General features: G+C 61.5%; 19 protein-coding genes. 11 read left to right on the forward strand and 8 right to left on the reverse strand.

The genetic code is table 11. The annotated features are described in order from the left end of the window. Positions 1-195: 195 nt before the first annotated feature. Positions 196-945, reverse strand: a complete 750-nt coding sequence (locus GA0061100_RS15195) for a tryptophan 2,3-dioxygenase family protein (RefSeq protein WP_075853817.1) — start codon at positions 943-945, stop codon at positions 196-198. A 149-nt stretch (positions 946-1,094) separates the two neighbouring features. Here GA0061100_RS15195 and GA0061100_RS15200 point away from each other — a divergent pair, with 149 nt between their 5' ends. Continuing rightward, positions 1,095-1,565, forward strand: coding sequence for an Lrp/AsnC family transcriptional regulator (locus GA0061100_RS15200; protein ID WP_075853530.1), 471 nt, complete (start codon positions 1,095-1,097; stop codon positions 1,563-1,565). Between the two features lie 103 nt (positions 1,566-1,668). On the opposite strand, the gene GA0061100_RS15205 is transcribed toward GA0061100_RS15200, so the two are convergent. Further along, positions 1,669-2,292, reverse strand: coding sequence for a TetR family transcriptional regulator (locus GA0061100_RS15205; RefSeq protein WP_075853531.1), 624 nt, complete (start codon positions 2,290-2,292; stop codon positions 1,669-1,671). A 201-nt stretch (positions 2,293-2,493) separates the two neighbouring features. Here GA0061100_RS15205 and GA0061100_RS15210 point away from each other — a divergent pair, with 201 nt between their 5' ends. Next, positions 2,494-3,663 carry an efflux RND transporter periplasmic adaptor subunit gene (locus GA0061100_RS15210; RefSeq protein WP_075853818.1) on the forward strand — a complete coding sequence of 390 codons (1,170 nt, stop codon included), beginning with the start codon at positions 2,494-2,496 and terminating at the stop codon, positions 3,661-3,663. Beyond that, entirely contained in the window at positions 3,663-6,821 is a 3,159-nt protein-coding gene (locus GA0061100_RS15215) for an efflux RND transporter permease subunit (protein ID WP_075853532.1), read from the forward strand. Before GA0061100_RS15210 ends, GA0061100_RS15215 begins: the two co-directional genes overlap by 1 nt. Positions 6,822-6,922: 101 nt before the next feature. Here the strand turns inward: GA0061100_RS15215 and GA0061100_RS15220 are convergent, their stop codons facing one another. The 3 genes from GA0061100_RS15220 to GA0061100_RS15230 all read right to left on the reverse strand — a co-directional run bounded on the left by GA0061100_RS15220 (position 6,923) and on the right by GA0061100_RS15230 (position 10,180). After that, positions 6,923-7,537 carry a single stranded DNA-binding domain-containing protein gene (locus GA0061100_RS15220; RefSeq protein WP_075853533.1) on the reverse strand — a complete coding sequence of 205 codons (615 nt, stop codon included), beginning with the start codon at positions 7,535-7,537 and terminating at the stop codon, positions 6,923-6,925. Between the two features lie 500 nt (positions 7,538-8,037). Further along, positions 8,038-8,757, reverse strand: a complete 720-nt coding sequence (gene hutC / locus GA0061100_RS15225) for a histidine utilization transcriptional repressor HutC (RefSeq protein WP_075853819.1) — start codon at positions 8,755-8,757, stop codon at positions 8,038-8,040. 79 nt (positions 8,758-8,836) lie between these two features. Continuing rightward, positions 8,837-10,180, reverse strand: a complete 1,344-nt coding sequence (locus GA0061100_RS15230) for a formimidoylglutamate deiminase (RefSeq protein ID WP_075853534.1) — start codon at positions 10,178-10,180, stop codon at positions 8,837-8,839. 101 nt (positions 10,181-10,281) lie between these two features. Here GA0061100_RS15230 and hutI point away from each other — a divergent pair, with 101 nt between their 5' ends. From hutI to GA0061100_RS15265, 7 genes are all read left to right on the forward strand, one after another. Beyond that, a complete protein-coding gene (hutI, locus tag GA0061100_RS15235) occupies positions 10,282-11,550 on the forward strand; it encodes an imidazolonepropionase (RefSeq protein ID WP_075853535.1) in 1,269 nt (422 codons plus the stop codon). Continuing rightward, on the forward strand, positions 11,547-13,082 hold the full coding sequence (gene hutH / locus GA0061100_RS15240) for a histidine ammonia-lyase (protein ID WP_075853536.1): 1,536 nt from the start codon (positions 11,547-11,549) through the stop codon (positions 13,080-13,082). Before hutI ends, hutH begins: the two co-directional genes overlap by 4 nt. Before the next feature lies 1 nt (position 13,083). After that, the gene (gene hutU / locus GA0061100_RS15245) at positions 13,084-14,769 is read left to right on the forward strand and encodes a urocanate hydratase (RefSeq protein WP_075853537.1); all 1,686 of its coding nucleotides are present in this window, start codon (positions 13,084-13,086) and stop codon (positions 14,767-14,769) included. A gap of 2 nt (positions 14,770-14,771) precedes the next feature. Then, positions 14,772-15,335 (forward strand): HutD/Ves family protein, encoded by a 564-nt coding sequence (locus GA0061100_RS15250; protein WP_075853538.1) that lies wholly within the window; start codon positions 14,772-14,774, stop codon positions 15,333-15,335. Positions 15,336-15,412: 77 nt separating this feature from the next. Further along, positions 15,413-16,075, forward strand: coding sequence for a sulfite oxidase-like oxidoreductase (locus tag GA0061100_RS15255; protein ID WP_075853539.1), 663 nt, complete (start codon positions 15,413-15,415; stop codon positions 16,073-16,075). Positions 16,076-16,277: 202 nt separating this feature from the next. Next, positions 16,278-17,717, forward strand: coding sequence for an MFS transporter (locus tag GA0061100_RS15260; protein WP_075853540.1), 1,440 nt, complete (start codon positions 16,278-16,280; stop codon positions 17,715-17,717). A 104-nt stretch (positions 17,718-17,821) separates the two neighbouring features. Continuing rightward, positions 17,822-18,127 (forward strand): hypothetical protein, encoded by a 306-nt coding sequence (locus tag GA0061100_RS15265; RefSeq protein WP_075853541.1) that lies wholly within the window; start codon positions 17,822-17,824, stop codon positions 18,125-18,127. A gap of 43 nt (positions 18,128-18,170) precedes the next feature. On the opposite strand, the gene GA0061100_RS15270 is transcribed toward GA0061100_RS15265, so the two are convergent. Both GA0061100_RS15270 and GA0061100_RS15275 read right to left on the reverse strand, forming a co-directional pair. Beyond that, positions 18,171-18,566, reverse strand: a complete 396-nt coding sequence (locus GA0061100_RS15270) for a type II toxin-antitoxin system VapC family toxin (RefSeq protein ID WP_075853542.1) — start codon at positions 18,564-18,566, stop codon at positions 18,171-18,173. Beyond that, the gene (locus tag GA0061100_RS15275; RefSeq protein WP_075853543.1) at positions 18,566-18,793 is read right to left on the reverse strand and encodes a type II toxin-antitoxin system VapB family antitoxin; all 228 of its coding nucleotides are present in this window, start codon (positions 18,791-18,793) and stop codon (positions 18,566-18,568) included. Before GA0061100_RS15275 ends, GA0061100_RS15270 begins: the two co-directional genes overlap by 1 nt. Positions 18,794-18,964: 171 nt before the next feature. On the opposite strand from GA0061100_RS15275, the gene GA0061100_RS15280 reads away from it, so the two are divergent. Further along, the gene (locus tag GA0061100_RS15280) at positions 18,965-20,155 is read left to right on the forward strand and encodes an acetyl-CoA C-acyltransferase (protein ID WP_075853544.1); all 1,191 of its coding nucleotides are present in this window, start codon (positions 18,965-18,967) and stop codon (positions 20,153-20,155) included. A gap of 213 nt (positions 20,156-20,368) precedes the next feature. Here the strand turns inward: GA0061100_RS15280 and GA0061100_RS15285 are convergent, their stop codons facing one another. Continuing rightward, entirely contained in the window at positions 20,369-20,707 is a 339-nt protein-coding gene (locus tag GA0061100_RS15285; protein ID WP_244557843.1) for a hypothetical protein, read from the reverse strand. Positions 20,708-20,714: the final 7 nt, after the last annotated feature.

The following is a 20,714-nucleotide window of genomic DNA, read 5'->3' on the forward strand; positions in this document are numbered from 1 at the left end:
TGGCCTACGGGAAAATACCGTCTTGCCGACGGAGTGCCGATCCGCTTTTGAGCGAGGGGAGGCGAAGGTTGGAGCAGCTAGCGCGCCCGTGTGGCGCACCAATGCGGCGACGACTTTGATGGCTTGCTCGATCTCGTTCCGAGTCGGAAGGCCTTCCGCCGTTCAAGACGGCGAAAGGCGGTTTTCCGTCAGCACTTATTCGGCTGCATCGTGCTTGGAAATGGAATCGCGAACGACACCATATTGGCCGCCCCAGCGATCAGTCATTTCGTGGCGAATATCCCAGAGATCGGGGAAGAAGCGATGGCGCGTGCCGGCCTGCAGCAGCTCGACCGGGCGGCCTTTCAGCGATTTCGAGCCTAGCCCGATGGAGCGTTGGATCAGATAGATGTGATTGGCGCGGAATTTCTGGAACAGCTCGTCATATTCGACCAGCGCCTCGGCGACCACATAGCTGTCGCCGTGATCGTATTTGCCGTCATAGATATCCGCGACGGTCAGACCGGCGGCATCGAGATAGTTCGCCTTGAAGGCGTGCCAGAGATCCGGCGGCATGCGCAGCAGAAACCCGAATCCAGGCGATTCCTGGCCGCTGCCATTGCCGAGCTGCAGGCGGATTTGCTGATATTCCTTGGGCGACATGGTTTCGAGAAGATCGAGCTGAGCCGTCATCATGCGCATGATCCGGTGCACGCGGCCCATGAGGGTCACGACGCGATGCGTATTGCGCTCCTCCATGAAGCCGATGACATCGACCAGCGTATAGGCCATCAGCTTCATCCAGAGTTCTTCGACCTGATGGACGATCTGGAACTGCAGTTCATCGCCGTTGACCATCCCGTTCAACGGCTTCTGACAGGCAAGCAGCTTGTCGCACTGCAGATAAACGCCGTAGTCGCGCATTTCGGGCGCCTCGATGCGCGCGTAATAGTCTTTCTTCTGCATCTTCGTTCCCTTTGTTCCGGCTCTCGGCCGCCAAGCATGTTTGCTCTCCCTCAAGGATACGAAATTCAGCTTGAACATTGTTCCTATTTGTCATTCAAATTTGGAGAAATGGAGTACGATCGATCATCTTTATAGCTATGGAGAGAACGATGGAGTTGGACGCGCTCGACCATAAGATCATTACCGCGCTTGAGGCCGACGCCCGCCTTTCCTTTGCGGCGCTTGCCGATCTCGCCGGTCTCAGCAAGACGCCCTGCTGGAAGCGGGTAAAAGCGCTGGAGGAAGCGGGCGTGATCCGGGGTTATAGGACGCTTCTCGATCCGGCCAGGCTCGGCTTCGGGCTGGAGGCCTTCGTGCAGGTGTCGATCGATGTCGAGCGTTTCGATGCTTTCGAAGCCGCCGTGCGCCGCCATCCGTTGATCTGGCGCTGTCATGCGACGACGGGCGAGGCCGATTATCTCCTGCATATCATCGCGACCGACATGGCTGCGCTCGACCGGCTGCTGCGGCAGGAACTCAACCGGCTGCCCGGCGTTCGGCATACGGTGACCTCGATGTCGACGCGGGAAATCAAATCGGAGATTTCGCTGGCCGAAGCCATGCGGCACGCGGGCGAATAGCTAGAGCAATTCAAAGGAAAACTGCGTAGCGATTTTCCGTCCGGAATTGCTAGAAAACAAAGAGATAGAACCGTTCAGCGTTTCTGTGAAAAGCTGAACGGTTCTATCGCTCTTCGTTGTCGCGCATGGAGCGGATGAGGCTGCGGATCAGCCGCTCGCCGATATCGACCAGAGGGAAGGATTTCCCCGACCGAAGCCACTCGGCAAGCAGGCCGTTCATCGAGCATTGAATGGCGCGGGCGGCGGAATCGGCGGTCCATAGCGGTGCAAGCGAGCTTTGTTCATCCGCCATCTCGATCAGTTTCTGCAGCTTGCCGAACATTTCGGCATTGGCTGTAATGATGCGCTGGGCCGCGTCGGACAGGTGTTCCGTAAATTCGCAGCCGAGGATCATAATGGCGAAGACGCGCTGCTGATGCTCATCATCGACCAGGATTTGCAGAACTTCGATTGTGCCTTGCTCGATCAGGCCAAGAGGATCGTCATGTCCGTGCTCGATCGCATAGTCGACCATAGCTTCTTGCGGCAAGCGGATTTCGCTGTGCAGCGCGGTCAGGACCTCGGCCTTGTCCTTGAAATGCCAGTAGATCGCACCGCGCGTTACGCCTGCGCGCTGGGCAATCTTTTCGAGGCTCGAGCCGCTGACGCCGTTTTCATAGAAGATCTCGGCGGCGGCTGCGAGGACTTCCTCGCGGGTCTTGGCGGCATCTTCCTTGGTTCTGCGCATGCGCCTCCTCAAAATTTCCGCGGACGAAAAGGGGGATTTCGTCTCGCTCTATATCTCTGATTTCATGCATCAATATCTCAAACCTGCATGCGGGTCCCGATATCGCTCCTAAAAGTCACATCGATTTGATATTTACAATCATTCATGTATGTTTGTATATTGCGCCGCAACAAGAATGTCGAATCTCGCGGTGATTTTCCCATGACGACGCATAAATCCCTCCTCCTGCGCAGCAGCCTCATTGCAGCCGGACTGCTCTTTTTCTGCGCGTCTTCCTCCCTAGCGCAGCAGGCGGAACAGATGCCGCCGCCGCAGGTGACGGTGGTCGATGTCAAGCCGCAGACCGTGGCGCTGTCCTATGAATATGCTGCGCGTATCTCCGCCTTTAGGCAAGTCGATGTGCGCGCTCGCGTGGGCGGTATCCTGTTGAAAAGAAACTTTATCGAAGGCGCTGAGGTAAAGGCCGGCGACGTGCTGTTCCTCATCGATCCCGCCTCCTATCAGGCAGCGCTTGCCCAAGCCAAGGCACAGCTCCAGCAGGCCAAGGCGCAATTGACCCAGGCGCAGCGCGAAGAAAAGCGCAACATCACCCTTTTCGAACAGAATGCCGTGAACCAGAAGTCGCGCGATGACGCGATTTCGACGCGAGAACTGGCGGAAGCGTCGCTTGCCGCCGCCGAAGCCCAGGTACAAACGGCGCAGCTCAATCTCGACTATACAAAGGTCACAGCACCTGTCGGCGGCATCACCAGCCTGGAACAGGTCTCCGAGGGAAGCCTCATCGGCACCACGGGCGATACCGGCCTGCTCACCAGCATCACACAGCTCGATCCGGTCTACGTCAATTTTTCCTTCTCGGATGCCGAAGCTGCCGAAGTGCGCCGGCTGATCGACATGAAAAAGGCCAAGGGAGAGGCGCCGAATCTCGGCGTCAAGATCTCCTTCGGTGACGGCTCGACCTACGACCATGATGGCGTAGTCGACTTCACCTCCTCCAGCATCGACGTGTCCACAGGCACGCTGCAGGCCCGCGCCGTGGTCGACAATCCCGACCGCCGGCTGCTACCGGGCCAGTTCGTCCGCGCGAAGGTGACAGGCGTCTCGCTCGACAACGCCATCACTATCCCAGAGGTGGCGCTGATGCAGAGCCCGCAGGGCCAGTTCGTCTACACGATCGACCAGGAAGGCAAGGCGCACGTCAATCCGGTGACGCTCGGCCAGAAGATCGGCAATAGCTGGCTGGTGCTGTCGGGCCTCAAGGCCGGCGACAAGCTGATTACCGAGGGCATCATCAAAGTGCGCCCAGGTGCGCCGGTGCAGGCGACGGCGGATGCCGCGCCTAAGGATGCGAACAAGGTGGCGCAGAACTGATGTTGGGCAACAAATTCTTCATTGATCGCCCCGTTTTCGCGGCGGTGATCTCGATCGTCATCCTGCTTGCAGGTGCTGTCTGCCTGCGCATCCTGCCGATCGCGCAATATCCGGAGCTGACGCCGCCGCAGGTGGTGGTGACCGCGACCTATCCCGGCGCCAGCGCCGAGACGGTAGCGCAGACCGTTGCCGCTCCGCTGGAACAGCAGATCAACGGCGTCGAAAACATGCTCTACATGCAGTCGACGAACTCCAATAGCGGTGCGATGCAGATCACCGTGACCTTCACACTCGGCACCGACCCGGACCAGGCGGCGATCAACGTCAACAACCGCGTCCAGCGCGCGGTCTCGACCTTGCCTCAGGACGTGACGCGACTGGGCGTCGTCGTCACGAAGCGCTCGACCTCGATCCTCGGCTTCATCGCCATGTATTCGACCGACAGCCGCTACGACCGCGCCTATGTCGGCAACTATGCACTGCTCAACGTCATCGACGATCTCAAGCGCATTCCGGGCGTGGGCGATGTCAACCTGCTTGGCGATATCGACTATTCGATGCGCATCTGGCTGCGGCCGGACAAGCTCGCACAGTATAATCTGACACCGAGCGATGTCGCGACCGCCATCCAGGAACAGAATTCGCAGTTTGCCGCCGGCCGTTTCGGCGACCAGCCCAGCAACAATCCGCAGGCCTTCACCTATACCGTGACGACGCAGGGCCGCCTGCCCGACGTCGATGCGTTTGGGGAAATCATTCTGCGCTCGACCGCCAACGCCGCGACGCTGCGCCTCAAGGACGTGGCGCGCATCGAGCTTGGCACCAAGAGCTATTCCGTCCAGAGCAGCCTCAACGGCACCCCGGCGATTCCGATCGCCGTCTATCTGCAGCCGGGCGCCAACGCTCTGAACACGATGAAGGCACTGAAGACGCGTCTGGATGAGCTGCAGAAGTCGTTCCCGCAAGGCGTCGCCTACGAGATTCCCTACGACACGACGAAGTTCATTCAGGTGTCGATCGAGGAGGTGATCAAGACCTTCATCGAGGCGATCCTCCTCGTCATTATCGTGGTCTTCGTCTTCCTGCAGAACTGGCGGGCGACGCTGATTCCGGTCATTGCGGTGCCTATCTCGATCATCGGCACTTTCGCCGGCATGTATCTGCTCGGCTTTTCGATCAACCTTCTGACGCTGTTCGGTCTGGTGCTGGCGATCGGTATCGTCGTCGACGACGCCATCGTCGTGCTCGAAAACGTCGAGCGTCTGATGACGACGGAGAAACTGTCGCCAAGGAAGGCGGCGATCAAGGCGATGGGTGAAGTCACGGGCCCTGTCATCGCCATCGTGCTCGTGCTCTGCGCCGTCTTCATTCCCGTCTCCTTCATGGGCGGGCTGGCGGGCCAGATGTACAAGCAGTTCGCCGTCACGATCGCGATCTCGGTCACGCTCTCCGGCATTGTGGCGCTGACACTGACGCCGGCGCTCTGCGCGCTGATCCTGAAGCCCGGCCATCACGAACCGGCGCTGCCGTTCCGCATTTTCAACCGCGCCTTCGAGCGGTTGACGGACGGCTATGCCGCTGGCGTCGCCTTCTTCCTGAAGCGCGTCATCGTCGGCTGCGTGCTGGTGGCCGGTCTGCTCGGCGTCACCGGCTATCTTTTCTACACCCTGCCGGGATCGCTCGTGCCGGATGAGGATCAGGGCTCGCTGTTCCAGATCGCCATCCTGCCGCCGGCCGCTTCGCTGACGCGCACGCAGGCCGTCATGGACGAGGCGCTCGTCAACACCGAGAAGCTGCCCGGCGTCGAGAACGTCTTCGCCGTCTCCGGTTTCGACCTGCTCTCGGGTGGTCTGAAGAGCAGTGCCGGCGTCGCCTTCGTGACGCTTAAGGACTGGAGCGAGCGCAAGACGCCCGAACTCGATGCCCGCAATCTCGCAGGCCCGATGATCGGCGCCAACATGGGCATCAAGGATGCCATGGTGCTCGCGTTCAATCCGCCGCCGATCCAGGGCCTGTCGACCACGGGCGGCTTCGAGGTCTATGTGCAGGACCGCAGCGGCAAGGGCGTTCAGGGGCTTTCCGAGCAGGCGCAGAAGCTTGTGGCGGCGGCCTCGAAGCGGCCGGAACTCGCTGCTGTCCGCACGACGCTCGATACCAACGTGCCGCAGTTCCGCGCCGATCTCGACCGCGAGAAGGCGAAGGCGCTCGGCGTGCCGATCAACTCCGTCTTCGACGCCATGCAGGCGACCTTCGGCAGCCTCTACGTGAACGACTTCACGCTTTACGGCCGCAACTATCAGGTCAACCTGCAGTCGGAAGCGCCGTTCCGCGAGTCGCCGGAGGATCTGCGTCAGGTCTTCGTGCGCTCCGACAGCGGCAAGATGATCCCGCTCGATACGCTTATCAAGGTCGAGCGCGTCATCGGTCCGGATCAGCTCGAACGCTACAATGCCTTCAATGCCGCCAAGATCACCGGCAATCCGGCGCCCGGCTACACGTCAGGCGATGCGATCAAGGCGATGCAGCAGGTGGCGGCAGAGACCTTGCCGGAGGGCTTCCAGATCGCCTGGACGGGCTCGGCCTATCAGGAGCTTGAAACCAGCGGCGCGGGCACGCAGGCGATGATCTTCGGCATCATCATGGTGTTCCTGATCCTCGCCGCACAATATGAAAAATGGAGCTTGCCGCTCGCCGTCATCACTGCGATCCCCTTCGCGCTGTTCGGTGCGCTGCTTGCCACCTATCTGCGCGGGCTCACCAACGACGTCTATTTCCAGATCGGCATGGTGACGCTGATTGGTCTGGCGGCAAAGAACGCCATCCTGATCGTCGAGTTCGCCGTGTTGAAGCGCAAGGACGGCATGAGTGCGGCGGAAGCGGCACTCGAGGCGGCGCGGCTGCGCTTCCGCCCGATCGTCATGACCTCGCTCGCCTTCATCCTCGGCGTCGTGCCGCTGGCGATCAGCAGCGGCGCCGGTTCGGCGAGCCGCCATGCCATCGGCACCGGCGTCATAGGCGGCATGCTGGCGGCAACCTTCATCGCCACCTTCTTCATTCCGATGTTCTACCGCCTGATCGCCTGGAAGCAGCCGAAGCCGGAAGAAGACGATGAGGATGATGCGATCGAGCATCGCCCGCATGCGCAGGCGGCGGAATGACCGCGTCCTGACCATTCGCTACGTGCCAAGAAAACAGGCGGACTGCAGCATTGCAGTCCGCCTGTTTTCGTTGGATGCAGATGAAACTGATCCTGTTGCCATCACATCGGCGGCATGGTGCCGTTGAGGCCGACGGCAACGCGGTCGGCTGAGACCGTGGAATCGTCGTTGCGTTCGCCTGTGATGAAGACGCCGGCGCCGGGTTTCAGATCGGCTTTCGTTGCCGATGTCAGCGTCACGACGGGCGTGCCCTTCGGGATATTGATCTTGCGTTGGCCGCCCTTGTAGGTGAGTGTCAATGTCGGGCCGTTGACCGAGGTTACGGCATTGGCGACGGTGGCGTTGGTCATCGAGCTGTTCGGCTGCGAATCCCAGGGGCGATCGCCTTCGCCCGTTCCCTTCATCGAAGCCGGGAAGATGACGACTTCGATCGCACCGTTAATGCCGCTGTCGGTCGGCTGTGAGGCGATGCCGACGAAATCACCCGGCTTGATGTCGGTAACGGCGGCCTGGACGACGCCGCCGACGTTCCAGCCGGACTTCAGCGCCACGGTGACGTCCTTGCCATCGCGGGACTTGACCTTGAGCATATCACCATCGAGGCTTTCGACCGTGCCACGCACTCTGACGCGCTCGGCCGCCTCGGCGCTTTGCAGCGCGGCAAGCGCAGCGACGGAGAACGCCAGCGCAGCAGCGATCAGACGTTTGCGATCCATGGGTGGGGTCTCCCTTGAGATATCGGCCGGGCGATGCGCCGGTCGTCTTTTAGATGAAGGTTGGGGCTTGTCTGCAGGACTGTCGTCGCGCCAGGTAGTGGGCACGGGTCATCCGCGGCTGGATCCTATGCGCCGCTTCCGTCATCCGCCATTCAAACAAGCGTGAGACGGTCTTCTTGGTGTCAGAAGTTGGAAATTTTGGCAAAAAGCCGGATATTTCCAGGAACATCAAGCATTGCTTAACGTTTATGCCTAGACTGCGCTGGTTATCTCGAATTCCCTATCGCGCATTGCGCTGGGCTGGGGAGATTGGAGAACGACATGACCGCGATTCGTCCACTTCTGATCGGAATCCTGTTGATTCTGATGCTGGTCTTGATTGCGCTCAGTATCCTGCTCGTTGACCCCGCAAAGCCCCTTCGGCCATCCGAAAGCCTTATTCCTCCGCCGACGGAATCTCCGCAGCGGAATTAGCGGGCCGACGGAAGCGGCTGGGAAGGTCAGCTCGACGGGGTAAAACGCGCCACCAGGCTGTGGCGATCGCCCGGATAGGTGAAACGGACGTGGGTGATCGGGCCGGCCGCGCTCCAGGTGCGCCGCTCGACCACAAGGCAGGCCGTGCCCTTCAGAATGTCGAGCTTTGTCGCCGCGTCACCCTCGGCTGCTATGGCGCGGATCTGATGTTCGGCGGTGCTCCACGGCACCTGATTTACCAGCCAGGGGCCTGGCGGCTGGGTTTCGAAGTCAGCTTCGGCCGCTTCCGGTACGGCGTCGAGATTGATGACGCGATCTTCCAGGCAGAAGGGGCGCGGACCAGCATAGTGGATGCAGATGATCTCCATCACCGGAATCGAGCCGACGAACTGCAGCCGGCGTGCGTCTTCCGGTCGTCCGCGTCGGCTTCCGAGCCTTATCAACTTGTGCGAATAGGGCAGGTTGAGCGACAGGACTTCGGACTTGATATCGTGGATCTCAAGCACGGCGGATTGTGCCTGCGGATGGGTGACGAAGCTGCCCGAGCGCTTGCGCCGTTCGATCAGGCCGGCGCGGGCAAGCTGGGTCAGCACCTTGTTCACCGTCATGCGCGAACAGTCATACTGTTCCGCCAGGTCCATCTCGAACGGTATGCGATGCCCCGGAGGCCAGGCGCCGGAGACGATCTGGCCCTCGATATCACTGAGGATACGCTGATGCAGGGTTGCCTCTTTGCTTGTGGTCATACCGTCCGTCTGTTTCGTGTGAGACATGGGATTTCCCGCAAGTTATTTAGGGGCCAATCGATGGGAGGAAAAGCGATTTTTAACCGATAAGCTCAGCCATCGCCTGGCGGAATCGCGCGGAGATCGCCTCTCTCTTCGTGTGGCGTCCGGCTTCGACCTGCTTGCGGCCAAGAACCCAGACACCATCGACTTTGACGCCGCCGGCAAAGGTCCAGTGATCGAGGATGCGGTCGCCGGAAAGATAGGGCACTGCGCTCACATCGAGCGAAACGATATCGGCGTGATTGCCGACGGCAAGGCCCGCCGGCGCCTTCAGGGCCGCACCGCCGCCGGCGAGCGCAGCGTCAAACAGCATGCGGGCAGTCGAGCCGCCCGGTGCTGCGATGACGTTGCGGGCACGGCGCGCCAGGCGCTGCGAATATTCGAGCTGCCGCAGCTCCTCAGGTACCGAAATCAGGATGTTGGAATCCGAGCCGATGCCGTAGCGGCCGCCTTCTTCCAGAAAGAGCGGCGCTTCGAAAACGCCGTCGCCGAGATTGGCTTCGGTGATCGGGCAAAGGCCGGCAATGGCGCCGCTCTTGGCCATGCGCCGGGTTTCATCCTCGGTCATGTGCGTGGCATGGATCAGGCACCAGCGCTCATTGACAGGCGCATTGTCGAGCAGCCATTGCACCGGGCGGGCACCAGACCAGGCGATGCAGTCTTCGACTTCCTTTACTTGCTCGGCGACATGGATATGGATCGGTCCGTCGCCGGCGACCGGCACGAGCTTTGCCAGTTCTTCCGGCGTCACGGCGCGCAGGCTATGCGGCGCGATGCCGAGTTCGGCGCCGGGGAGGCGGCTCGTGACCGCGCGGCAGCCGGCCATCAGCGCTTCGAAGCTCTCGATGGAGTTGATAAAACGGCGCTGGCCCTCGATGGGGGCTGCGCCACCGAAGCCGGAATGGGCGTAGAAGACGGGGAGCAGTGTTAGCGCAATACCGGTTTCGGCGCTGGCGGCGCCGATGCGCTCGGCCAGTTCGGCGATATTGGCATAATGACTGCCGTCCTTGTCATGGTGCAGATAGTGGAACTCGCCGACGCGGGAGAAGCCGGCTTCCAGCATCTCCATGTAGAGCTGTGCGGCAACCGCCTCGACATGATCCGGGGTCATCGACAGGGCGAACTTGTACATGACGGTGCGCCAGCTCCAGAAGCTGTCATTGGCCGGGCCGCGGACTTCGGCAAGGCCGGCCATGGCGCGCTGGAAGGCATGGCTGTGCAGGTTCGGCATTGCCGGCACCAGAACATCCTGCCTGCTGTCGCCGGCTTCGGGTGCAACATCCGTCGCGATGGCGGCGATCCGTCCGCCTTCGAGGGTCAATCGTACATTCTCGTGCCATCCGTCGCCGAGCAGTGCCGAGCGTGCATGAAGTGTCGTCATGGTCTCACCCTTTCCTTTCGGACACGGAGTCCAAAATCCCTCTTGTCAGCCTTTCGATTATGTATATACATTATGAGCCAACGAGGAAAGGCGTAAAGCTGATGGGTGGGAATAATTTTTCCGAAGATGGCCCGAACGATGGCAGGGAAAACGGCGCGGCAAGCCGCGTGTGGCGTAATGTTCGCCTTGCGACCCTGAAAGAGGGCGAGACCCGGCTCGGCACGATCGAGAAGGGTGCGATCCTGATCAGGGATGGCCGCATCGTCTTTGCGGGCGGCGAAGCCGACTTGCCCGATACTTCCGGTGCCGAAGCGATCGATCTCGAGGGGCGCTGGGTAACCCCCGGCCTCGTCGATTGCCATACGCATATTGTTTACGGCGGCAATCGCGCCCGCGAATTCGAGATGCGGCTGGAAGGCGCGAGCTATGAAGAGATTGCCCGCGCCGGCGGCGGTATCGTTTCGTCGGTCAATGCGACCCGTGCGCTTTCCGTCGATGAACTCGTTGCCGTTGCCTTGCCGCGGCTCGATACGCTGCTTTCCGAAGGCGTGACTACCATCGAGGTGAAGTCCGGATACGGTCTCAGCGTCGAATCCGAGCTGAAAATGCTGCGCGCCGCGCGCAAGCTCGGCGAGGTTCGCCCGGTTCGCGTCGTCACCTCCTATCTCGGCGCCCATGCCACGCCGGCCGACTACAGGGGCCGCAACGGCGACTATATCACTGACGTCGTGCTGCCCGGCCTCAGCCAGGCTCATGCCGAAGGGCTCGTTGATGCGGTCGACGGCTTCTGCGAGGGCATCGCCTTTTCGACGGCGGAAATCTCCCGCGTCTTCGATCTCGCCAAATCGCTTGGCATTCCGATGAAGCTGCATGCGGAACAGCTCTCCAATCTCGGCGGCGCGAAGCTTGCTGCCTCCTATGGCGCGCTTTCTGCCGATCACGTCGAATATCTGGATGAGGATGGCGTCAAGGCAATGGTCGCGTCCGGCACCGTTGCCGTGCTTCTCCCCGGCGCTTTCTATGCCATTCATGAAAAGCAGAAGCCGCCGGTCCAGGCGCTGCGCGATGCCGGCGTGCCGATCGCAATCGCGACGGACTGCAACCCCGGCACGTCGCCGCTAACCTCGATGCTACTGACCATGAATATGGCCGCAACGCTCTTTGGCCTGACCGTGGAAGAATGCGTCGCCGGCGCGACGCGCGAGGGTGCGCGTGCCCTTGGGCTGCTCTCCGAAACGGGCACGCTCGAAGCCGGCAAGTCGGCCGATTTTGCCATCTGGGATGTCGAAAGCCTGGCGGAGCTCGTCTACCGCATCGGCTTCAATCCCCTCCATGCCCATGTCTTCAAGGGAAAAAGGTTCAATCGATGACCGTCGTTCTCCACCCCGGCTCCGTTTCGCTCGCGCAACTGGCGGCAATCTACTGGACCGGTGAGCCGGCCAAGCTCGATGCCTCCTTCGACGCAGGCATCGCCAAGGCAGCCGCCCGTATCGCCGAAATCGCCGCCGGCAACGCGCCGGTCTATGGCATCAACACCGGCTTCGGCAAACTGGCATCCATCAAGATCGACAGCGCCGATGTTGCGACGCTGCAGCGCAATCTCATCCTTTCGCATTGCTGTGGCGTCGGCCAGCCGCTGCCTGAGAACGTCGTTCGCCTCATCATGTCGCTGAAGCTGGTTTCGCTCGGACGCGGCGCGTCCGGCGTGCGGCTGGAGCTGGTGCGGCTGATCGAAGGCATGCTCGAGAAGGGCGTTATTCCTCTCATTCCGGAAAAGGGTTCCGTCGGCGCATCTGGGGATCTTGCTCCGCTCGCTCATATGACTGCGGTCATGATGGGTCATGGCGAAGCCTTTTATGCCGGCGAACAGCTGTCCGGCGCGGCGGCGCTCGAAAAGGCCGGTTTGAAGCCCGTCGTACTCGCCGCCAAGGAAGGCCTGGCGCTCATCAACGGTACGCAGGTATCGACCGGGCTTGCGCTTGCCGGCCTCTTCCGCGCCCATCGTGCCGCCCAGGCAGCCCTCATCACTGGCGCGATGTCGACGGATGCGGCCATGGGCTCTTCCGCCCCGTTCCATCCCGATATCCATACGCTGCGCGGCCATAAGGGCCAGATCGATACCGCCGCTGCCCTTCGCGGCCTGCTCGCCGGCTCGGTGATCCGCCAAAGCCATATCGAGGGCGACGAGCGCGTGCAGGATCCCTATTGCATCCGCTGCCAGCCGCAGGTCGATGGCGCCTGCCTCGATCTCCTGCGTTCCGTCGGCCGCACGCTCGAAATCGAAGCCAACGCCGTCACCGACAATCCGCTCGTGCTTTCGGATAATTCCGTCGTTTCCGGCGGCAATTTCCATGCAGAGCCAGTCGCCTTTGCGGCCGACCAGATCGCCATTGCCGTTTGCGAAATCGGCGCAATCGCCCAGCGCCGCATCGCGCTGCTCGTCGACCCCGCGCTGAGCTACGGCCTGCCGGCCTTCCTTGCCAAGAAGCCGGGCCTGAATTCCGGCCTGATGATTGCCGAAGTGACCTCGGCGGCGCTGATGTCCGAAAACAAGCAGATGTCGCACCCGGCTTCCGTCGACTCGACGCCGACGTCGGCCAACCAGGAAGACCATGTCTCCATGGCCTGCCATGGCGCGCGTCGCCTTCTGCAGATGACCGAAAACCTCTTCGCCATTATCGGCATCGAAGCGCTCACCGCCGCCCAGGGTGTCGAGCTGCGCGCGCCGCTGACGACCAGCCCGGAGCTGACCCTTGCCATATCAGCCATCCGCGCCGCCGTGCCTTCGCTCGAAGAGGACCGCTACATGGCAAACGATCTGAAATCCGCCGCAGACCTCATTGCCTCCGGCGCACTGAATGCCTCGATTTCAACCGACATCCTGCCCTCCTTGGAGATGTGACATGACCAACCCACGCCATAATATCCGCGAAATCCGCGCTCCTCGTGGTCCGGAGCTCAACGCCAAGAGCTGGTTGACCGAAGCGCCGCTGCGCATGCTGATGAACAACCTCGATCCGGACGTTGCGGAAAACCCGAACGAGCTGGTCGTCTATGGCGGCATCGGCCGCGCCGCCCGCACCTGGGATGATTTCGATCGTATCGCCGCAACGCTGAAGACGCTCAACGAAGATGAGACGCTGCTCGTGCAGTCCGGCAAGCCGGTCGCCGTGTTCCGCACCCACAAGGATGCGCCGCGCGTGCTGATCGCCAACTCCAACCTCGTGCCGCACTGGGCAACCTGGGATCACTTCAACGAGCTGGATAAGAAGGGTCTTGCCATGTACGGCCAGATGACGGCCGGCTCGTGGATCTACATCGGCACGCAGGGCATCGTGCAGGGTACCTACGAAACCTTCGTGGAAGCCGGTCGCCAGCACTACAACGGCAGCCTGAAGGGCAAGTGGATCCTGACCGGTGGCCTCGGCGGCATGGGTGGCGCACAGCCGCTCGCAGCCGTCATGGCGGGCGCCTGCTGCCTCGCCGTCGAATCCGACGAAACGCGCATCGATTTCCGCCTGCGCACTCGCTATGTCGACGAGAAGGCAAAGACGCTCGACGAAGCGCTTGCCTTGATCGACAAGTGGACGAAGGCTGGCGAAGCCAAGTCCGTTGGCCTGCTCGGCAACGCCGCCGAAATCTTCCCGGAACTGGTAAAGCGCATGAAGGCTGGCGGCCCGCGCCCGGATATCGTGACGGACCAGACATCCGCGCACGACCCGCTGAACGGCTACCTGCCGGCCGGCTGGACCGTTGCCGAACATCGGGCCAAGCGCGAAAGCGATCCGAAGGCCGTCGAAGCCGCCGCGCGTGCCTCGATGAAGGTGCATGTCGAAGCTATGGTCGCCTTCTGGGATGCCGGCGTTCCGACGCTCGACTACGGCAACAACATCCGTCAGGTCGCCAAGGACGAAGGCTTCGAAAATGCCTTCGCGTTCCCGGGCTTCGTGCCGGCCTATATCCGCCCGCTCTTCTGCCGAGGTATCGGTCCGTTCCGCTGGGCTGCCCTCTCGGGCGATCCGGAAGATATCTACAAGACCGACGCCAAGGTGAAGGAGCTGCTGCCCGACAACAAGCACCTGCACAACTGGCTGGACATGGCGCGCGAGCGCATCGCCTTCCAGGGTCTGCCGGCGCGTATTTGCTGGGTCGGCCTCGGCGATCGCCACCGCCTTGGCCTCGCCTTCAACGAAATGGTCAGGAACGGCGAGCTGAAGGCACCTGTCGTCATCGGCCGCGACCATCTCGATAGCGGCTCGGTTGCTTCGCCGAACCGCGAGACGGAAGCGATGAAGGACGGCTCGGACGCCGTTTCCGACTGGCCGCTGCTCAACGCGCTGCTCAACACCGCTTCGGGTGCCACCTGGGTATCGCTGCATCACGGCGGCGGCGTCGGCATGGGCTTCAGCCAGCATTCGGGCATGGTCATCTGCGCCGACGGCACGGATGATGCGGCCAAGCGCCTGGAGCGCGTGCTCTGGAACGACCCGGCGACCGGCGTCATGCGCCATGCCGATGCCGGCTACGACATCGCGCTCGATTGGGCCAAGCAGCAGGGCCTGCGCCTGCCGGCCATCCTAGGGAACTAAAAATGAAGCTGCTGCGCGCCAGTGATCACAAGCGCATGCCCTGGAAAAACGGCGGCGGGGAAACGGTGGAGATCGCCGTTTCGCCCGACGGCGCCGGGCTTGCCGACTTCGACTGGCGCGTCAGCATGGCGACCGTTGCCACGGATGGGCCGTTCTCGGTCTTTCCGGGCATCGATCGCACGCTATCCATCCTTGATGGCGAAGGCATGACCCTCTTCATCGAGGGACGGCCGCCCGAACGTCTGACACAGGCAAGCGCGCCGCTGCCCTTCGCCGCCGATGCGCCGACGTCTGCGACCTTGATCGACGGGACGATCACCGACCTCAACGTAATGACGCGCCGGGGCCGCTTCACGCATTCGGTGCGGCGCGTTTCGGTCGATGGCAACAGCGAAGTCGCTTTCGAGGGTGGGACTACCCTTGTCCTTTGCCATCGCGGCAATGCTGAAATCGAAGGCACGCCATTTGCCGCTGGCGATTGCCTGATCGTCTCGAACAAAGAGGCCGTAAGGCGCTCAATCTCGGGTACGGCGCAGCTCTTCTGCATCGCCATCGCGGCAATATAGTCGGCTATTAATTGCCTTCGACTTGACACCTACTGAGCTCGGCTATCCTATTTCTGTGCCGCAGAGAGGATAGCCGCATGAGCGACGACCAGATTCCCAATGACAGCAAGCTCACCACCTCCAAGCGCCGCTGGGCGGCGGAGGGCAAGTTTCTGACGGGGCGTGTCAGCCGGCCTGAGACCGAGCGGCTGCCGCCGGGGCAGCATCTTGTCAAGAACTGGCCGGTGCTCGATCTCGGCGTGCAGCCGCAGATTTCCCTCTCCAGCTGGCGGCTCGATGTCTTCGGTTTCGTGGAAACGCGGCTCAGCCTCGATTGGGCGGCTTTCCAGGCGATCGAGCAAAGTACCAAGATCAGCGACATTCATTGCGTGACGACCTGGTCGCGCTACGACAATCGCTGGGAAGGGGTTTCGACACGCGATCTGCTTGATCTCGTCACGCCGACGGCCGAGGCGCATCATGTGTTGCTGACGAGCTATGACGGCTATACCACCAACCTGCCGCTTTCGGATTTCGCGGCCGAGGATGCGATCCTCGCCACCGCCTGGGAAGGCCAGCCATTGACCGGCGAGCATGGCGGCCCGATGCGTCTCGTCGTGCCGCATCTCTATTTCTGGAAGAGCGCCAAATGGCTGAGCCGCATCGAGCTCATCGGTGCCGACAGGGCCGGCTTCTGGGAGAAGAACGGCTATCACATGTATGGCGATCCCTGGCGGGAACAGCGTTACTCGGACGATTGATTTCGGCATGAGGTGCCGGCACGCGGCGTTGCCAAAGCAAGTGCGGCTAGGATCGCGATTTCTTTGTTACGATGCCAATTTTTGATGACATCGGTTCAGGTTGCGGCTTTGCAAGCCGCTGTCATGGGCGTATTCAATGATCGTATGATTGTTGCCGGCGACCTCCGGCCCGTTTGATCGCTAGTCTTTGAAATTTCGCGTCATGACCCTTGCCAGGACCACAGAACAGCCTTCCGAAGACAGTTTCGGCCGGCAATCCCGCATCATCGCCTTTGTCGTCGCCGTCTCGTTTTTCATGCAGTTTCTGGACGGGACGATCATCACCACCTCGCTGCCGCAGATGGCGGTAAGCTTCGGCGTCGAGCCGGTGTCGATGAGCATCGGCATCACGGTCTATCTGCTCACCATGGCGGCCTTCGTGCCGCTCGCTGGCTGGGCGGGCGATCGCTATGGCGCCCGGCGGGTTTTCCTGGCATCCATCGCCATCTTCACCGTGGCGTCACTGTTTTGCGGCCTCTCCGGCAATTTGACCGAGTTCATCATCGCTCGTGCCGTTCAGGGCCTCGGCAGTGCGTTGATGACGCCTGTCGGACGCATCATCGTGCTGCGCAACGCGCGCAAGTCCGATCTCGTCAATGCCATGTCGATGATCGTATGGCCGGCGCTGACGGCGCCCGTCATCGGCCCGGTGCTGGGCAGTTTCATCACAACCTACCTGACCTGGCACTGGAACTTCCTGATCAACATCCCGATCGGCATTATCGGCCTTGGTCTCGTCCTGCGCTTCGTGCCCGATCAGCGCGAGGAAAAGGTCGCACGGCTCGATGTCGTCGGCTTCCTGCTATCGGCGGCAGGGTTGACCTTTTTGCTGGCCGGTCTCGAATTCGTGGTTCAGGGCACCACCGCACTCGTGGCCAGCGTCGGGTTGATCGCCGTCGGCGTGGTCTTTTCCGTTATTGCCACCCGGCATTTCCTGAAGGTCGACGAGCCCCTGCTCGATCTTTCCGCCTTCAAGGTGCAGACCTTCGCCATGTCGACGCTTTCGGCCGGAACGGCAAGCCGGGTTGCAATCAACGCCACGCCGTTTCTGATACCGCTGCTTTTTCAGGTGGGCTTCGGCAAGACGGCGATCGAAGCTGGCACCTATCTGCTGTTCTATTTCGCCGGAAATCTCGGCATGAAGGCGATCACGACGCAGATGCTCAGGATCTTCGGCTTCCGCAACGTGCTCGTCGTCAACGGCCTGATTTCGTCGGCGAGCATTGCGGGATGTGCGCTTCTTTCGCCGTCGACACCTGATCTTCTGATATATTGCCTGCTATTTATTGCCGGCCTTTCACGATCGATGAATTTTACGGCGCTGAATACGCTGGGGTTTGCCGATATCCATGCCGCGCAGCGCAGTTCCGCCTCGACATTGTCGAGCATGTTGCAGCAGGTTTCGCTGTTGCTCGGCGTTGCCGTCGCTGCCGCCGTTCTCAATCTCTCGCGCACTTTTCATGGTGGGGAAACGCTTTCGCTCGTCGATTTCCGCTGGGCTTTCCTCGTCGTTGGCCTTATCGGTGCCATCTCCGCATTGCGTTTTATCAGTCTGCCGCATGATGCCGGCGCAGAGGTGTCCCGCCACAAAGTGAAGCCCTGATCAAAACCTTCAAATTCTTAACGATATTGACAGGCAAGCCGCTGTAAAAATGGCTCGCCAATTCCCATATGAAAATCGCGTCAACTCCCACAGGAGCCAGTCCCATGCTGCTCAGAACCCTCGCCATCTCCGCTCTCGTTCTCGGCGTTTCCAGCGCTGCCATGGCGGAGCAGGTGCACAAGCATCATCCCAAGCGCGTCAATGTCGAGGCGTTCCAGGCCGATGTCGGCGGTGTCGATCATTCGAAGGATGCAATCCTGCCGGATGGCACGATCAATACCGACCCATCCGTGACCGGCCCGATCCGCGCCGGCGACTCCATGTCTCGCCTGCAATGCGCTGCTGCTCCGAATGCTGTCGGCGTGCGTTCGAACACGTTTGCGGCAGGTCCTTCCTCGCTTTGCCCGTAACAGCAAGATCGCATCGAGCTGGCCGCGGCTCCGTTGGGGCGGCTTAGGCCAGTTCGATGTCCGTCCGCCCGAGCCGGTCGCTTTTTGATAATAGCGGCTGGCGATAATAGCGAGCGCAGGCATAGGTCATGCAATCGTCCAGGCTGAGGCGTTCCAGCTGGCCGCCTTGGCCGTAGCGCTCGTAAGCTTCGATCGCCAATATGGCGGCACGGGGCGGCACGGCGAGCAGCTGAATATTCATCAGTTGCAGGAACGTGCGCACCGCTTCGCCGGCCTCGGTCGGCGACAATCCCAAAGCGTCGGCGACCAGGATTGCGGCGTTCGTTGCGACGAGCGGCGAGGTCATTCGTGCCGTTGCCGGCTGCATGCGAATGGCGAAGGCGCGCGCCTCCTCTTCGTCGGTCATCATCGCCGACAGCACCGAAGCATCGATGAACATCAAATCTCTCCCGCGGCGCCGGAGCTCTCGCCCTTGGAGATGGCCTTCTGCTTGAGATTGCGGCAGAAGGCGACGGCGACGTCGGCGAGAGCCGGTTTGGTCAGTTCCTCGTCCAACGCCTTCTGCAAGGCCAGCCGCACGGCTTCCGTCTTGGTTGGGGCCTTGGTCAGCGCCTGATAGCGCCGCGCCAGCCGGTCGATGGCGTCATCCTTGATGTAAAGCGGCATTGGAATATCCCTTTTGATCCTATGGATATCCTTAGGGTCTCTCCGCGATGAGGGCAACCGCATCTGCTGCCAGTTTTGTGTTCAGTGCCGTGCGATATTTAGATGACGATCATCATCTAACGTGATAGGACTCGGACAAAGATACCGTTTACTGACCCGCGAGGAGTTGTCATGTCCGCTATCGATCCCGTCGTCATTGTATCCGCCACCCGCACGCCGCTCGGTCGGTTCCTGGGAGAGCTCGCGCCGCTGCAGGCACCTGAACTCGGCGCACATGTCATCCGTGCCGCCTTGGCGCGTGCTGGCCTTTCGGCAGAGCGGGTGGATGAGATTCTGTTCGGCTGCGTCCTGCCCGCGGGGCAGGGACAGGCGCCGGCCCGGCAGGCTGCTCGCGGGGCTGGCCTGCCGGATGCCGTCGGCGCCACCACCATCAACAAGGTCTGCGGTTCCGGCATGAAGGCGACCATGCTGGCGCATGACCTGCTTCTCGCCGGTTCGGCCTCGATCGTGGTCGCCGGGGGCATGGAATCCATGTCGAACGCGCCTTATCTGCTCGCCAAGGCGCGCGGCGGATACCGCATGGGCCATGACCGTATCCTTGATCACATGATGCTCGATGGGCTCGAGGATGCCTATGAGAAGGGCCGCTCCATGGGCGATTTCGGCGAAATGGCTGTCGAGGCCTATCAGTTCAGCCGTGACGATCAGGATGCCTATGCCATGGAGACGTTGTCGCGCGCTCGCGCCGCAGCCGAGAACGGCGCGTTCGAGGCAGAGATCACGCCGGTTTCTGTTGCCGCCAAGGGTGGCCTTGTGACGATTGCCAGGGACGAGCATCCGCAGAAGGTCTCGCCGGAAAAGATCCCGACGCTGAAGCCCGCCTTCCGCAAGGACGGCACGATTACCGCCGCCAGCGCCTCGGCCAATGCCGACGGTGCGGCCGCTTTGATCCTGACGCGCCGTTCGCTTGCCGAGCGCGAGGGATTGCCGATCCTGGCCGAGATCAAGGCGCATGCCACGCATAGCCAAGAGCCCGCCTGGTACACGACAGCGCCGATCCCGGCGATCCGCAAGCTGCTGGACAAGACCGGCTGGAAGATCGGCGATGTCGATCTCTTCGAGATCAACGAGGCCTTCGCCGTCGTCGCCATGGCGGCCGCGAAGGAGCTTGGCATTGCGCGTGACCGTCTCAACGTCAACGGCGGCGCCTGTGCTCTTGGTCATCCGATCGGCGCCACAGGGGCACGGTTGATCGTGACCCTGCTGCATGCGCTGGAGCGTCAGGGAGTGAGGAAGGGTATCGCGGCACTTTGTATCGGTGGCGGCGAGGCAACGGCGATTGCGGTGGAGCGCGTCGGGTAAGCGAATTCGGGCAAGTCAGGTGCGTCTGCCGATGCCGCACCTGCGTGCCTGGCCCCTCATCCTAGCCTTCTCCCCGCGGGCGGGGAGAAGGGACGACTGCGCCAGGCTGCGAATTTACAGGAAGATCGCAGGTTATTCGATTAAAGCCCCCTCTCCCCGCTTGCGGGGAGAGGGTTGGGGTGAGGGGCAGCGTGGCCTGCCCTCTCCATGCCGTTAAACATAGACCAGTTCGTAGACGTAGGATTTCGCACCTTTCTTGCTCACCCACTCGCCTTTCGGCGGATAGTCTGCATCTTGCTCGGGAAATGGTACATTCCATGGCCTGCCGAGCAAGGTTCCGTCTTCATCATCCCAAGCGCCCCAACCGAAGCCACCTTGAAACCTGATCCAGAGATCGGCATCCTCACGCCGGTAGCCGACCTTTCCGTCGGGCAGCTGTTTGCGATGAAACGTATAGACCAGATCATCGCTCCGCCGCTTCAGCTCAAATCGATCCCTGTTCATGCCCAGCCCACCTGCTTTGTTCGATGGGCTAATATTGGCATCGGGCATTCGAGGT

It is taken from the genome of Martinezella hainanensis, assembly GCF_900094555.1.
GTDB lineage: Bacteria > Pseudomonadota > Alphaproteobacteria > Rhizobiales > Rhizobiaceae > Rhizobium > Rhizobium hainanense.

Bases quoted from the DNA above. Each gene is read 5' to 3' on its own strand.
- GA0061100_RS15195 (WP_075853817.1), bottom strand. From the start codon at position 945: ATGCAGAAGAAAGACTATTACGCGCGCATCGAGGCGCCCGAAATGCGC.
- GA0061100_RS15200 (WP_075853530.1), top strand. From the start codon at position 1,095: ATGGAGTTGGACGCGCTCGACCATAAGATCATTACCGCGCTTGAGGCC.
- GA0061100_RS15205 (WP_075853531.1), bottom strand. From the start codon at position 2,292: ATGCGCAGAACCAAGGAAGATGCCGCCAAGACCCGCGAGGAAGTCCTC.
- GA0061100_RS15210 (WP_075853818.1), top strand. From the start codon at position 2,494: ATGACGACGCATAAATCCCTCCTCCTGCGCAGCAGCCTCATTGCAGCC.
- GA0061100_RS15215 (WP_075853532.1), top strand. From the start codon at position 3,663: ATGTTGGGCAACAAATTCTTCATTGATCGCCCCGTTTTCGCGGCGGTG.
- GA0061100_RS15220 (WP_075853533.1), bottom strand. From the start codon at position 7,537: ATGGATCGCAAACGTCTGATCGCTGCTGCGCTGGCGTTCTCCGTCGCT.
- hutC (WP_075853819.1), bottom strand. From the start codon at position 8,757: ATGACCACAAGCAAAGAGGCAACCCTGCATCAGCGTATCCTCAGTGAT.
- GA0061100_RS15230 (WP_075853534.1), bottom strand. From the start codon at position 10,180: ATGACGACACTTCATGCACGCTCGGCACTGCTCGGCGACGGATGGCAC.
- hutI (WP_075853535.1), top strand. From the start codon at position 10,282: ATGGGTGGGAATAATTTTTCCGAAGATGGCCCGAACGATGGCAGGGAA.
- hutH (WP_075853536.1), top strand. From the start codon at position 11,547: ATGACCGTCGTTCTCCACCCCGGCTCCGTTTCGCTCGCGCAACTGGCG.
- hutU (WP_075853537.1), top strand. From the start codon at position 13,084: ATGACCAACCCACGCCATAATATCCGCGAAATCCGCGCTCCTCGTGGT.
- GA0061100_RS15250 (WP_075853538.1), top strand. From the start codon at position 14,772: ATGAAGCTGCTGCGCGCCAGTGATCACAAGCGCATGCCCTGGAAAAAC.
- GA0061100_RS15255 (WP_075853539.1), top strand. From the start codon at position 15,413: ATGAGCGACGACCAGATTCCCAATGACAGCAAGCTCACCACCTCCAAG.
- GA0061100_RS15260 (WP_075853540.1), top strand. From the start codon at position 16,278: ATGACCCTTGCCAGGACCACAGAACAGCCTTCCGAAGACAGTTTCGGC.
- GA0061100_RS15265 (WP_075853541.1), top strand. From the start codon at position 17,822: ATGCTGCTCAGAACCCTCGCCATCTCCGCTCTCGTTCTCGGCGTTTCC.
- GA0061100_RS15270 (WP_075853542.1), bottom strand. From the start codon at position 18,566: ATGTTCATCGATGCTTCGGTGCTGTCGGCGATGATGACCGACGAAGAG.
- GA0061100_RS15275 (WP_075853543.1), bottom strand. From the start codon at position 18,793: ATGCCGCTTTACATCAAGGATGACGCCATCGACCGGCTGGCGCGGCGC.
- GA0061100_RS15280 (WP_075853544.1), top strand. From the start codon at position 18,965: ATGTCCGCTATCGATCCCGTCGTCATTGTATCCGCCACCCGCACGCCG.
- GA0061100_RS15285 (WP_244557843.1), bottom strand. From the start codon at position 20,707: ATGCCCGATGCCAATATTAGCCCATCGAACAAAGCAGGTGGGCTGGGC.